We start from the raw sequence: 12,842 nt of genomic DNA, 5'->3' as shown, positions 1-12,842 counted from the left end.
GAACGGCCCAGCCTTGATAGGGTTCCGCGGCGACGCTGCCAACGTCGCAGCATTCTCGGAGTTCTGAGACTCAGGCCATCCTGTGAAATGCCGGTGGCAACGTCTTTCGAACCAGTTCACTCAGATCCAGCGCCTCGCCGCTGTCCGCAATGTCGGAGAATAGAACCTCGACGAAGGGATGCTGTCGGTTGAATGCCGCGCCTCTCCGGTATTTCGCGCTCACGATCCGCTGAAGTGCGGGAAGGTTCAGTCTGCCAAGCGCATTGTATTGATCGCGAAACAGGCTTTGTCGCCCTCCACGATGCTCGATGGAGTCCGCCCAGACGTCCATCACCTTCCGCCCAATAAACGCTTCTACGCCATCATTTCCATCCTGAGCAAGAAGCCTTAGTCCATCCATGACGTGTGGTCCGTCATCGACCCGAAACTGTGTAAGCGACATGGGAGTCCTCCTGTTATCAGCGTCCATCTACATCGGCGGGCAGTCGTGGACTGCTCCTCCCTCGTTGTCCCATCGCGACAGCGCCAGGGCACTTGATCTTGCATCGGCAGGCGAGTCTTCTGTCACCGGTAATTTGCCACGACCGGCATCATCCTTGTGGTTGTGAAGAAACCGGGCGATTTGGCTGCGGAGCGCCGATGTCGCCAGTAACTTGCCGACCGACCCCGCAGTGTCGAAGATCTGCCGTTGCAGCGTCGTCGGCAGGGCGTTCCATCGTATGATGATGGCCGCGCCCAGACACCGCAAAACACGTTCTTCTTGGGCCGCAAGGGCTGCACCGTACGAACGGTTCTGATCCGGATCGGGCGGGTGCTTGGTCAGTTCGCCGTGCTTGGCTTCTCTCGCCCGAGATTGCTGAGATCTAAACATGCCGGGCCCCTTTCGTTGAAAGTCGCGGCCCCTTCCGAACAACCCCCGATGGGGTGATCAGACTCAAATAGATATGGGGATCAAGGGTCCGGACAACGAGCCCAAGGTCCAAATAAACTTGCACGATAGTTGGCATCGTTTGGCGTCCAGTTGTGTCGTGCAAAGAGCATTGCCGCGACAGCGGACTGCGGTGATCCCGTCAAACTCCTGGTCGTGAGCAATATTGACCAGCGGGCGGCGCTGCCGGGTCCATACTGCTGCGATCGCCGTGGACGCCGATCGGTGAGAGTTCGATAGTGCCGCTACCCTTATTCTGCAGGGGGCGAGCGTGCTCGGGTCACAAGCCAGGGCCCCCAACACTTCACGCGACGCGGCGACCGGTGCTGGCTTTCGAGCGCCACACTGAGGACGATGAAATGACAACGCTGCCGCGCAACGATCTGGATCGTCACGATTGGGCTACCCGGGCATCCGAGGCTCTGGCGCAAGCAAAGCAGTTGCCGGCCGGAGCGATGCGATTCGAAGCCATCAGAAAAGCCGAGCAACTTGGCCTTGCCGCTGAAATGAGGAAATGGCTGATACCGAAGAAGCCAACGGCGCCCCGAAAGTGACTGGCTGACGGCGATCTCGGTTTCGAAGCGGTGAAGTGCTGATTTGGGCGAGAAGCCCAGGCCCAGAGAGCAAGACCAGAAGGGCTCTCCTAAAGGAACGGCCCCAGGGCGTGGGGGCGCGCTGGGGCCGTCATTTCATCGGATGCGTGGGGGCACTTGCATCCGGTCGCCCGTTACCAAGCAACGCCGCCGACATTCGTTCCAGGAAAGCCGCAAGTCGCGTTGCTAGGAAGTGATCTCGTCGGTCCACACCTTAAAGCTCACCAGGGTGTTGGGCCCGAACGTCTGCGTAATCGGAACGTCAGCAGCGTCACGTCCCAGGGCAATCAGGATGCGTCCAATCCGTGGCACGTTGTTGCGCGGATCGAACGTGTACCAACGTCCGCCAATGTAGGCCTCGAACCATCCGGCGAAGTCTCCTGGGGCATAGGGGGGCGGCATGGCGATGTCGCCCAAATAGCCGGTGCAGTACCTTGCCGGAATGTTCATGCAGCGGCAGAACGTAATGGCCAGATGCGCAAAGTCGCGACAAACGCCCTTGCCCTCGTGGTACACTTCCCGGGAGGTCTTGGTGGCGCGCGCGTGCTCGTAGCCGAATTGAATGTGATTGTGGACGAAATCGCAGATCGCCTGAACGCGCGCCCATCCGGGCGGCTGCTTCTCGAAGAGCTTCCACGCGGTGTCGGATAGCTGGTCGGTTTCGCAATAGCGACTGCCGAGAAGATACACGATCGTCTCTGCCGGCAAGTCCTCGACCGCGTGTTGGGAAGCCGAGGGCACGGTGGCGTCCGGCAAGCCCGTGTCGCGAATGATGCCATCAGCCGCCAGCCGCAGTCGACCGGCTGGAGCAACGATACGGCTGCACCAGTTACCGAAGCCATCGCGGTATGGGTTGATCGCCACCGGAGGATCAGTGGTCAGATAGTCAGGCACGATAACGTCGGAAGCCCGGGTAAAATGAACGCCCAGGACCATGATCATGGGTGTGGGTTGCGGAAACTCGTAGACCATCTCATAGCCGACCCGGATCTTCACTCGGCGTCCTCCAAAGTCGAGAAGGCTGCTCGACTACTTCGATTTTGTGTGTGCTCACCCTACACTCGCGACACAGCGCGGCGCGAACCCCAACGCCCTGGTGGTACTTGTGTTCCAGCCACTTCATCACAGCAGCTACAATAGAGCCGACGCCGTTTTGACGTTGACCTCCACATTCATCCCAAGCTCGTCCTCGCGACTTCCCCAATAGGTGCCGAACAGGGGAATGGCCTGGCTCGGGATTCTGGCCACCGCGACGCGAATTAAGTCCCGGTTTCCGACGATGCCGTTGGTCGGATCGAACTCGACCCAGCCCGAACCGGGGACGTAAATCTGGCACCAGGCATGAGTGGCTCCCCCACCCAGCCAGGTAGGTCCATCGCGATCCGGTACGTAGATGTAGCCCGTGATAAAGCGCGCGGCGAAGCCCAGACTGCGTGCGGCTTCAATCATCAAAACGGCAAAGTCCCTGCAGGTGCCTTTCCTCAGTTCAAGTGTGGTGGAGGGAATTTGAGTTCCTGGCGCCGTGCGGCGGTCATATGCGAAGCCATCCGAGATTGCTTCATTGAGGGTCATCAGGAGCTGGCCCGTCGGACGTTTCGTCCCCCGCGTGAGAAAGGTGTCCAGCCACCGGCCAACATGATCTTCCGGGTCGGAGAACCATCTCTGAACATAAGGTGCCAGGTCAGGCGCCTCTTCGTCATGATACGTGAATGGATGGTCCTTCGCGTAATCCTCAATCCTGAAGTCCGGGGCGTTCTCCGGAGTGTGGTCAACCTTGATTTCACAGTCGAATCGCAAGTAATCGCTCGCGCGGTCAAATTCGATGTGCGCGACGCAATTCCCAAAGACATCATGAAGCCATCTCACCTCTGAGGGCTTCGGCGTCACATCGAGCGAGAAGTCAATCAGTCGTTGATCGAAGCTGTCCCGCGGACGTGCCATTAGCTGATGCCGGCCGAGCCTTACCTCGCGCTCGTACCGGTACGTTGTACTATGCCGGACGATGAAGATCGCCATGATGTCGCCGGTCGACGAGGGTTAAGGGCTCACGATTCGCTCGGTTGATGGCGACGATCGCATTCCGACGGGAAATGTATCTGAATTTGCCGACAACTGACGAGATCTTCGGAAGGGCGTGGCGCAAGTGATGCCAGGACAGGTTCGCATGTCTGGTTGACCCATACAACAAGGGCGGCTCTCGAGCCGCCCTCGTAACTGCCTGTCATACGCCTGGCGTGGTCGCCTAGCCTTCGATGATGTAGACGATCTCGTGGGTGCGCGGGCGAAGAACGATGTACCTTCCGTGCACGAGGATGAAATCGTATCCACGCCATTCCGGATAGATCTCGACGATACGTGCTGGCATCGGGTAATAACGGACGCCCGCCGGCACGGCCGTTCCGACCGAGAGGTTGAAGTTCACGTTTGCAACTTCCTCGACCTTCTCTTGCTTCATCGCCGAACTGATCTGGGTGCGCTTCTCGGCGGGAGGCGTCGCTGTCGCTGCGGTTGCGGCGTTGCCGGTCGTCTTGTTGTCCGAGGTCGAGGGCTTGGTCTCGGCAGTCGGAGTCTTCAAGTCCTTCGAGGTCGCGGCCGAATCAGACGATTTCGTCTTGCTTTCGGCTTTCATCTCGCTCGCCGCCTTGCCGCCCGAAGGCGACGTCGTTTCGGCGGCCGGATTCTTTAGGTCCTTCGTGGCGGCCGGCGTCGTCGACTCCGAGGCCTTCGACTTGCCATCGGCCTTCATGTCACCGGTCGTTTTCGCATCCGGCTTGCCCTGCGCATGTTGGGGCGCCATCTCCTTTGACCCAGCACCTGGGGTAGCCTTCTCGACTCCCTTTGCCGCCGGTGCATTCATCGGCGCCGCAGGATCACCTTTCGGCGAAGCGGCCGTCGGAGAGTCCTTCGCCGCTCCTTGGTTGGCGCCTTGAGCTGTCGCAAACCCGGTTGTGGCCAATAGGGCCGCAACGGCCGCAGAAACCATTAATGACTTTCTCATCTGATTTTCCAATTCAAATTCAATCTATGCCGACGGAGCCGGCCATAGGGTGCAACGGCTCCGACCTCCTAGAGTTCCGCTTTCTCCGATTGACCCATCACTCGAGCTGCGCAAGCCGTCATCGACGGCGGGCGATGGCAACTCCCAGCAGGAAGGCGACCAGCAGAGAGCCAAGAGGGGCTTCGCGCGCGATATTGCTCAGGATGCTCAGCGGCATTCCTGGCTTTCGTCCCGCTTCTATCGCACCCGCAACCCGATTGGCCGTTCCCTTCACGGCGTCGGAGACTTCCGCGATAGGAGATTTCGGCTCTGAAGCAGGATCCAGGCTTTCGTAGGGGAAGGGGGCGAGCGGGATGTCGTCACTCATGATTCAATCTCCAATCCAGCATTTGCTCGGCTGCACCCGTCCCAAACTCTATCGTGCGCGCCGCGTCGGGCGCGCCAGCCATTGCGCCAACACAAATCCGATCGCGCCGGCGATCAGCATCGAACCGAGCGGATTATCCTGCACTTTCCTCGCGATCGCTTGTGTGCCGTCGCGGAAGGTCTCGCCGCTGTTCTCATAGGCGTCCTTGGCGTAGTCGGCGGGGGCATCCGTAACGTCGCGCGCTGCGTCCTTGGCTTGGCCGTACAGGTTCTGCGCGGTGCCTTTCGCCTCGCGGAGGCGGCCCGCTGCCTGGCTCTTTGCATCTCCGGCGATATCGCCGACGGTGCCCTCGAGCTTACCGGCGAACTCCTTCGCCGAACCGGCAATGCGATCGTTCTCCATAGCAGATACTCCCTGGGGTGAAAGTCTCGGCGAGCTAACTGGCAGGACCCCGCGACGTTCCTGCGCGCACAGAGCGCGGCCTGCAAATGTGGTTGCGATCTGAGCTCCCAGCAGTCCACGCCTGCCGCTCGACCGCGCCGAAGAGGCGGATCAAGATCGCCAGGAAAGCAGCTTTCGCTTCTGCGCAGCCTTGAATTCCAGGGCATGTCGTTGAACAGCGCGCTTGGCATTGAAGCTCCAGCCGCGCACGAGTTGCCATGCCGGCAGGGAAGCGACCCAGTCCTGGCCTTGGCAAAACCTGTCGTGGCACCAGGCGAAAGCAGGAATTGACATCAGCTTGTCGCGGTTGACGCAGAAGAGCCACTCGATGAGCAGGAGTTTGAGAAGCTCGCCGACGATGAGGAGCGCAAACCCGCGACCGATGTGCCCGGTCGCCGTCAGGTAGGCCGCGAGAGGCTTGACCGGTTCAAGCAAGATGACCGGCACGAGGAACAGTGCCAGAGCCGGATACGGGCGAAGCGACTCGATCCACGCTCGTACGCGCTTGAAAACCCAGCAGTTCGCCAACCGGCGAAAGACAGGTTTGAAGAGAGTGAAAAAGACCGCGTCCACCAGGAAGTAGATGGCTGCGATAAGAAACACAAAGGGTTTGAACATGCGGCTCAAGCTGGTTCTCCAATGAACCAAGCGCGAACCCATCGTTAAGTTCACGAATTCAAGCGGCGAATTCCAGGACCCGCAACGGAACCATTGTTCTGCGTCCCCTTATGGCGCGCGACCAGACCTATTTCGGCGTCCCGGAACGAAATGAGCCGTCGCTCCTTCTCGTCCCACAAGGCCTTCGGCACACATCGCAAGCTCTGGACGAGGGTGATTCGGCCCACATTTGCGAGTTCCGGATGATCCCGGAGCACGTCCGGCAGCCGATAGCAGGGAATTCGACTGCATAGATGATGGACGTGGTGGACGCCGATGTTCGCGGTGAACCAGCGCAAGACCCATGGCAAGTGATAGTGCGAACTGCCATAGAGCGCAGCTTCGTGAAAGCTCCAGGCTTCATCGCGTGACCATGAGGTGTTCTCGAACTGGTGTTGAACATAGAACAGCCAGACGCCGATCGACGCAGCCAGAATCATGACCGGCAGATGCACCAGCAGGAATGGCCCAAGGCCTACCAGTCGGATCATGCCGGCGACCAGAACCGCGATGGCGACGTTCGTGCCCATTGTGCTCAGCCAGGGCTGCCAGCCGTTACGCATCATCCCAATCGGCAATCGATGCCGCAAGATGAACAGATATGTCGGGCCCACGCCAAACATGACGATCGGATGCCGGTACAGGCGATAGAGAATCTGGCGCCATCGAGACTGAGCGGCAAACTCGCTCACGGTCAATGTGTCGATGTCGCCCGAACCTCTATGATCGAGATTGCCAGAACTCGCGTGATGTCGCGCATGGTTGCGCCGCCAATAATCGTAGGGAGTTAAAGTGAAAATGCCGATGGCTCGGCCGATCCAATCGTTTGCAAGCCGGCTGCGAAAGAAAGACCCATGGCCGCAGTCATGCTGGATCATGAAGAGACGAACGAGCAGGCCTGCCGCGGGCACGGCCAGCAGCAGGCCAATCCCATGGCCGCGGACAACGCCGACGAGCATCAGAGCCCAGATGACAGAAAAGGGTACTGCCGTGATCACCAGCTCGAAAATGCCTCGCGCGTCATCGGGTTGGCGATACCGGGCGAGCGGCGCTGCCAGCGCGCGGGTTTCCGGTGGATGTTGAACCATCTCTAGCTGCTTTCGGAGTGGACCCGCCAAAGCCAAGGCCGCGACATTATCGACGACCGGAATGATCACGACGAGCCCGGGTTCGGCACGAGGTAACCAATGACACCGAGCACCGCGCCGATAAGCGACGCGGTGCTATCGCACGACATGCGATGATCAGATCCAATGCTAATCCGCATCCGGATGTCTTGCTGAGCAATATTGCTCAGTCAGAGCCAGCGCTTGAAAGCACGCGGGTTGAACGAGGCTGCACGGTCTACGAATGCCGCGAATGCGGGCCGGACCTCTTTACCGATCTTGCAATCACTTCTCGGAAAATGTGAGCAATATTGATCAGCGGCCGGTCAGGTGGTGCGCGATCTTGGTGCTTTGCCGTCCGATTCGCTTCACGACTACAGGTGACGACCCCGCAAAGGAGCATCACATGCCCGAAATCTTCGCACGCCCCGAGCCCTCGCTTATTCCGATCGCAAGACCGCGCTGTCCGAAGTGCCAAGGCCGCATGACGCTGACCCGGATCGAATCGGACCACGGCCATCCCGACCTGCGACCTTTCGAATGCTCCAATTGCGAACTCGTCTGCCGGCTGACGGCAGATGAACAAGTAAAATCGCTCAAGACCTAGGGGCCCGAAGCCCGAAAAGGGAGTCCACTCACGCGATACGTCGCGCACGAGCTATGTGGCCGGGGTGCTCAGTGCGGCTATCGGCGCTTCGAACGTGTACGAAAACCCCGTCGACGCATAGGTTAGTTGCACGTCACCCCGCAACTGCTTGCCCAGGGTTTCGATCAGCCGTGTTCCGAAGCTGCGCTTTGCGGGCGGCTGGACGATCGGGCCATTCTTTTCGGTCCAGGTGAGGTGCAAGCGTTGTGTCGCTTGGTCCACCGTCCAGATGATGTCGACGCGTCCCTCCGGGACCGACAGGGCGCCAAACTTGGTGGTATTCGTGCAAAGCTCGTTGAGCGTCATCGCGACGGCGATGACGGCACCGGACGCCATCCGGATATCGGGTCCCGTGATCGAGAATTTCGATTCGTCGGGATTGTCGAAGGCTTCGATGGCGCTGCGAACGACCGTGCCAAGATCGGCGCTGGACCATTTTGCCTGCAGAAGGAGATCGTGCGCCCGGCCGAGTGCCAAGAGCCGGCCCTCGATGGCGCGCTGCGCGTGCTCAACCCCCTGCAGGTTGCGCAGGCTCTGGGAGACGATTGCGGCGACGGTCGCGAGCGTGTTCTTGATGCGGTGGTGCAGCTCTTCGAGGATCAGCTTCTGCAGCTTGTCGGATCCCTCGCGCTCTTTGGCGTCGATGCCGGCCTTGGCAAGCAGACTCCTTGTATTGATCTCAGCTTGCGCCAGGAGTAGCCGCAGGCTGACATTCTCTGCCGCCAGGAAGTCCTGCCGGAATTCTGCGCCGCCCGGGCGCTTGTCTGTGCGGAGATCAACTTCGAGCATTTGCAACTGTATCACCCCGGGCTGGGTACCGCACTTGATTTCCGCCGAGCGTTCGCATTGAAGCGTCTGACGGCAGACAGCGCCAAAAACCACGAGATTCAAGCGTGGCCAATCATGCTGCGTAGCTCAGCTATGATTTGCCAGGCTTGGAGTGGTTTGCCAAAAAATCTGCTGCAGGGGGGAAGATCGATGCTCGATGGGTTCAAATGCCCCGACACCAGGATGATCTTGATCGCCGGCCAACGCTTGTGCACGGTACGCGCAAGACCCAGTCCGTCCATGCTGCCGGGCAGCTGGTCGGTGCACATGAGCGCGATGTCGGACCTGGATTCCAGGATTGCGACGGCTTCGTCGGTATCCAGAGCTTCAAGCGGCGTGTAACCGGCGTCTTCCACCATGTCGACCGCGCGCATGCGGAGCATCATCTCGTCCTCTACGACGAGAACGACGGCCGGACTGCGTGAAAGATCGGGCACCATCGGATGGGCATCCACGGAAAAACGGGTGTGACTGAAACAAGCGATTGATCTGAGACAAGCATCTCGGTGCCCCTACGATCCATGCCCAGGTGCTGTTTTCACTAATTATCCGAGATTGGGCCTGAACGGTGGAGCGCGGGAACCGTCATTTTGCTGGCACGCCGACCCTGCCGCTGAAATGCTCGAGCATTTCAGCGGCGTTCTCCAGGATCTTAGCCATTTTCATCGCATCCGCGCGCTCGTCTCCCGGCGGCATCTTGCGGGCTCTATCCAGGGCGTCTGCCGCCCGGATGTTCAGCTTGCAAGCTAACGACGATTGGACTCGCTTGACTGGCCGGAATGAGCGGTTGGCTTGAGCTGACGGCGCAGGCCCACCGAGGGAAACTACCACTGAATAAGCATCGCAGCAGCGATCAGCAGCACAAAAAAGACCGGCAGCAGTACCGGAGGCACCAGCCACTCGCGAACGCTGAATTTGGAGATATCTGACATAGTAACCGCCTCTAGGTCGCGGCGGGAGCACAATGCTCTCAGTCACCGATAACAGCCGAGGGGTGGGCGGTGATGTCTAGGATATAGTGCCGATCCGCAGAATAACGAGGCCAGGCGCAACTATTTGCTGTGACAGGATCGAGCGGGGTTGTAATCCGCTTCCAGCATAGCCATTTGGAGGCTGGCGCAACCGGATCGCTCCAAACTCCCTCCCTTCGCGCCAAGCTTTGGCTACAGCACATCTTGTCAGCGTATCGACCGGTTGCACGCGAGTGCGTCGGAGACAGGATCGGCTATCGCCATCGAATATGCCGCGACGCAAATCGCGTGCAGCCGGCACGGAGGTCTCGTGCTCCGACAACTGATCGGCCCCGGCAACATGATCGAGTTTCCGAACCATAGCCGGTCATATGACCGCACGCGGCGTGCCGTACGATTTTGGGGACACGACAGCGCTATTGAGGCATCGTTTTTCATCAACGAAAATGCGCTGAAGCGAATTCAACCGGATATCGGTTGCGATGAGCCGGGCTTCCTCCGCGCATTCGATTCCAACCGTGACTTGATCTGCGCCGCCGCTGCCAAGGTGTACGTCCGCGGCAGCAGAGGCTCTTACGACCTGGTCCCCGCAAATTTTTGAACCGATCGTGCTTCTGGACTTCGCCTGATCGGCGAAACTGCCGATGTGCTTCGACCTGGCCATCTGAATACTCTCGACTGGCCACGAGGGGTAGCGGCAAAGTTTAACCGAGACTGCGCGTCAGACGCCGAGTGAAGCGTTCGATCTATGCCATTTGAAGATGGCCTCAATGAAAATGGCCGCGGAGTACTCCGCGGCCATTCATAGATATCCCGTCGTCTCTCAGTAGCGGTCGGTCCCGATTCCGACGCTCACGCCGGGAGCGCGGAAGCCGACGCCGGCACGGTCGTCATAGCCGCGCCGCTCGATGTAACGCTCGCGAGGAGCATATCCGTAAGCATCGCGCCCGTCGCGGATGATAACATGGCGTTCGCGGCGTTCGCGCCAGCAGCGACCATCTTCATTGCAGACCATGCGAACGTTTTGAATGTTGCTCTCCGGTGCAATCGATACACTGGCGGAAAGTGGGGCGGCTGAAGCGGCGGTCACAATAAGCGTACTTGCGGCGGCTACCAGAGTGATTGCGAAGGTTTTCATAATAGCATTTCTCCAAAGGTGATTGTGTCAGTGAGCCAATGGGCTCGCGACAGGATGGTTCCAAGAACTCGAATGTGAATATTTTTAGCGCAGGTGCAGGCGAGGAGCAGGGACTCCAAGTTGAAGGCGGCTTGATACCCACATCCGTCGGCTTGCTAAGCAATTGATGCCAATGCCGCACGCCGCAGTTCGTTCTGATTGCGCTCACCGGTCGCAGCACGAGCGAGGATGTTCTGCGCAACCTGCAAACGGTTGGAGGTCGTGAGCACAGTGGGTGAGAATGACCCTATCGCATCCTCAAAAATTGCTTTGAAGCTGGCAAGCTCTTCTGGAGAATAGACTACACGTGATTCATCATCCTAATGACTTTCCCTATTTGCTACGTCTTGTCGGTGTGCCCTCTCACTGTCGCGCGCTAAAAAAATCGGCCAGCGGCGTCGGTCCAATTGCCATCGGAAGTTACTCCCTACCAGCTTCGGCCACGGAGTTGCGCGCGATGGTACCGGCAGCAATTTGAACTGAAGAACCGATTGCCCAACAGCCTGCGATCACAACGATCGAACCGTGAGACACGACCTGATCAACGACAATCATGCTGACAGATAGAAACGCTGCAATCGCGGCAATGAATGTGCCTGCTGCGCTGAAGATCTCAGCCGCATCGGTGTGGCTCCGCTCTTCCGGGAGCCCCTGAGCACGATGGCGAGGTAGGTCGATGCCGATATAGAAGCTAAAAGCTCCGTAGAGCATCAGCAGCAAGATGAACCAGACACTTCCAAACAGTTCGTGTTCGAGGCGCATCAACGTTGCGGCCACGTACATGCCGCACGTGCCTCCAATCGTGGCGAGTCCAATCCTTTCAAGGAAATGCGCCGATTTGATGAGGGGAGAAGGAGCGACCCATATGGTCGCCGCGCCATAAGTGTACTTTGCCGCAGACAGGGCACTGGGAACTACATTGCTCATTTTCATGTCGTTCTTCCTTCTGCGATTACCTGACGCGCGCGACGTGGTCGGCACTCCCGTGTTGTTTGGAACAGCAATTTTGGAAAGAGTTTGCCTACCGACGGCAATGCGCTGCCATTTAGATGGAGGCGAGGACTTCGGTGCGTCGCCGTTTTGGCAGCTGTCGGGCAAGCAATCCGCTTGACCGCTACAAAGACGCTACTCCGTTTCGGGTCCAACGCCTAATCAATAATGACTGGCAATGGAGGCGGTCTGAAAAATCTGCGGTGTTATGCCTCCGACGAAACTCTCTGAGTCGCCGCAATCCCACAAGGGATGGCATCGCAGCGCGAGGTCGTACGCGCTGCGCCCAGCGGCCGATGCGAAGTGGGCTCGCTGCATTCCCGCGATTAGTATTACCGCCTCTTGGCCTGCGGAATGGATTAAGGCAGCGCCACCTACCAATGAGGTGAGCTTTCAAATGCCAAGCAGATTGTGCCGTTGGCGAAGCGCGCAGGTGTCACCGCTTCCCGCAGCTTGTCACGAGGTCTGTCCGAGGTGCTACTGCACGGGCTCTCCTAGGTGACTGAGGGTGTTACGCTCCCGCCGTGATGGCTAAAACATACAGCCAGAACGACGCTGGCGCAGCCAGAGCACTGGATCTCGCATCGGCAGGCGTGCCTTCTGTCACAGGCAATTTGCCGCGACCGGAATCATCCTTGTGGTTGTGCAGAAATCAGGCAATCTGCCCGCGGAGCTCCGCTGTCTCCACCGACCTTCCAACCGCCCCGGCGGCGTCGAAGATCTCCCGTTGCAGCACCGTCGGCAAGGCGTTCCATTGCATGATGAGGGCCGCGCCAAGACAACGCAGAATGTACTCCTCGTCAGCCGCGAGGGCTGCGCCGCGGGGATGGTCCTGCTCCGGGATGAGAACGGAGCCGTTGCAAGCCTCCGCGAACCCTCGCTTGTCATCCGTCAAAAAGACGAAGCCGTCCCTTCAGGTCTTGAATTTACGCGTTTCCTAAGCTGAGAACCCTTGACGAGTTCGCCGCGCGCGGTTGCCCTTGGGCGATGCTGCTCGGATGTGAACATGCAGAGCCCTCTCGTTGGTTGACCAGGACAGATATGGATATGGGGATCGAAGGTTCGAATAACGAGCCCAGGCGCAAATAAGATTGCCCTCGGAGCGCGCGGATAGGCTTTGCTGTGCGTCCAACCGTCCCG

At 59.1% G+C, this 12,842-nt stretch carries 17 protein-coding genes; 3 read left to right on the top strand and 14 right to left on the bottom strand.

The window, feature by feature from the left end; genetic code table 11:
• Positions 1-70: 70 nt before the first annotated feature.
• Together ACVWYP_RS39620 and ACVWYP_RS39615 are read right to left on the bottom strand one after the other, a co-directional pair.
• On the bottom strand, positions 71-442 hold the full coding sequence (locus ACVWYP_RS39620; RefSeq protein WP_026193324.1) for a hypothetical protein: 372 nt from the start codon (positions 440-442) through the stop codon (positions 71-73).
• A gap of 27 nt (positions 443-469) precedes the next feature.
• A complete protein-coding gene (locus tag ACVWYP_RS39615; protein ID WP_196238221.1) occupies positions 470-871 on the bottom strand; it encodes a hypothetical protein in 402 nt (133 codons plus the stop codon).
• A gap of 416 nt (positions 872-1,287) precedes the next feature.
• Between ACVWYP_RS39615 and ACVWYP_RS39610 the strand changes: the two genes are divergently transcribed.
• Positions 1,288-1,482, top strand: coding sequence for a hypothetical protein (locus ACVWYP_RS39610; RefSeq protein ID WP_245288866.1), 195 nt, complete (start codon positions 1,288-1,290; stop codon positions 1,480-1,482).
• Positions 1,483-1,707: 225 nt separating this feature from the next.
• Here ACVWYP_RS39610 and ACVWYP_RS39605 read toward each other — a convergent pair whose 3' ends face one another.
• The 7 genes from ACVWYP_RS39605 to ACVWYP_RS39575 all read right to left on the bottom strand — a co-directional run bounded on the left by ACVWYP_RS39605 (position 1,708) and on the right by ACVWYP_RS39575 (position 7,072).
• Positions 1,708-2,517, bottom strand: a complete 810-nt coding sequence (locus ACVWYP_RS39605; protein ID WP_028343616.1) for a transglutaminase-like domain-containing protein — start codon at positions 2,515-2,517, stop codon at positions 1,708-1,710.
• A 135-nt stretch (positions 2,518-2,652) separates the two neighbouring features.
• Positions 2,653-3,537 carry a transglutaminase family protein gene (locus ACVWYP_RS39600; protein WP_028343617.1) on the bottom strand — a complete coding sequence of 295 codons (885 nt, stop codon included), beginning with the start codon at positions 3,535-3,537 and terminating at the stop codon, positions 2,653-2,655.
• A 226-nt stretch (positions 3,538-3,763) separates the two neighbouring features.
• A complete protein-coding gene (locus ACVWYP_RS39595) occupies positions 3,764-4,504 on the bottom strand; it encodes a DUF1236 domain-containing protein (RefSeq protein WP_245288867.1) in 741 nt (246 codons plus the stop codon).
• A 133-nt stretch (positions 4,505-4,637) separates the two neighbouring features.
• Positions 4,638-4,886, bottom strand: coding sequence for a hypothetical protein (locus ACVWYP_RS39590; protein ID WP_028343619.1), 249 nt, complete (start codon positions 4,884-4,886; stop codon positions 4,638-4,640).
• Between the two features lie 48 nt (positions 4,887-4,934).
• On the bottom strand, positions 4,935-5,288 hold the full coding sequence (locus tag ACVWYP_RS39585) for a CsbD family protein (RefSeq protein WP_028343620.1): 354 nt from the start codon (positions 5,286-5,288) through the stop codon (positions 4,935-4,937).
• 150 nt (positions 5,289-5,438) lie between these two features.
• The gene (locus tag ACVWYP_RS39580; RefSeq protein WP_051448086.1) at positions 5,439-5,945 is read right to left on the bottom strand and encodes a hypothetical protein; all 507 of its coding nucleotides are present in this window, start codon (positions 5,943-5,945) and stop codon (positions 5,439-5,441) included.
• Positions 5,946-5,995: 50 nt separating this feature from the next.
• The gene (locus ACVWYP_RS39575) at positions 5,996-7,072 is read right to left on the bottom strand and encodes a fatty acid desaturase (RefSeq protein WP_028343622.1); all 1,077 of its coding nucleotides are present in this window, start codon (positions 7,070-7,072) and stop codon (positions 5,996-5,998) included.
• 424 nt (positions 7,073-7,496) lie between these two features.
• Between ACVWYP_RS39575 and ACVWYP_RS39570 the strand changes: the two genes are divergently transcribed.
• Positions 7,497-7,697, top strand: coding sequence for a hypothetical protein (locus ACVWYP_RS39570; RefSeq protein ID WP_028343623.1), 201 nt, complete (start codon positions 7,497-7,499; stop codon positions 7,695-7,697).
• Between the two features lie 51 nt (positions 7,698-7,748).
• Here ACVWYP_RS39570 and ACVWYP_RS39565 read toward each other — a convergent pair whose 3' ends face one another.
• The gene (locus tag ACVWYP_RS39565) at positions 7,749-8,525 is read right to left on the bottom strand and encodes a sensor histidine kinase (protein ID WP_028343624.1); all 777 of its coding nucleotides are present in this window, start codon (positions 8,523-8,525) and stop codon (positions 7,749-7,751) included.
• 98 nt (positions 8,526-8,623) lie between these two features.
• The gene (locus ACVWYP_RS39560) at positions 8,624-9,004 is read right to left on the bottom strand and encodes a response regulator (RefSeq protein ID WP_028343625.1); all 381 of its coding nucleotides are present in this window, start codon (positions 9,002-9,004) and stop codon (positions 8,624-8,626) included.
• An 841-nt stretch (positions 9,005-9,845) separates the two neighbouring features.
• Between ACVWYP_RS39560 and ACVWYP_RS39555 the strand changes: the two genes are divergently transcribed.
• Entirely contained in the window at positions 9,846-10,136 is a 291-nt protein-coding gene (locus tag ACVWYP_RS39555; RefSeq protein WP_240536844.1) for a DUF1488 family protein, read from the top strand.
• A gap of 222 nt (positions 10,137-10,358) precedes the next feature.
• On the opposite strand, the gene ACVWYP_RS39550 is transcribed toward ACVWYP_RS39555, so the two are convergent.
• The 3 genes from ACVWYP_RS39550 to ACVWYP_RS39540 form a co-directional block, all read right to left on the bottom strand.
• The gene (locus ACVWYP_RS39550) at positions 10,359-10,673 is read right to left on the bottom strand and encodes a hypothetical protein (RefSeq protein WP_456684286.1); all 315 of its coding nucleotides are present in this window, start codon (positions 10,671-10,673) and stop codon (positions 10,359-10,361) included.
• A 459-nt stretch (positions 10,674-11,132) separates the two neighbouring features.
• Positions 11,133-11,645, bottom strand: a complete 513-nt coding sequence (locus ACVWYP_RS39545; RefSeq protein WP_028343628.1) for a hypothetical protein — start codon at positions 11,643-11,645, stop codon at positions 11,133-11,135.
• A gap of 709 nt (positions 11,646-12,354) precedes the next feature.
• Positions 12,355-12,597, bottom strand: a complete 243-nt coding sequence (locus tag ACVWYP_RS39540; RefSeq protein WP_035632845.1) for a hypothetical protein — start codon at positions 12,595-12,597, stop codon at positions 12,355-12,357.
• Positions 12,598-12,842 lie beyond the last annotated feature (245 nt).

The sequence above is a fragment of the Bradyrhizobium sp. USDA 3262 genome (assembly GCF_054060035.1).
Note: the sequence above shows the minus strand (reverse complement) of the source record. Positions and strands in the feature narration are given on the sequence as shown.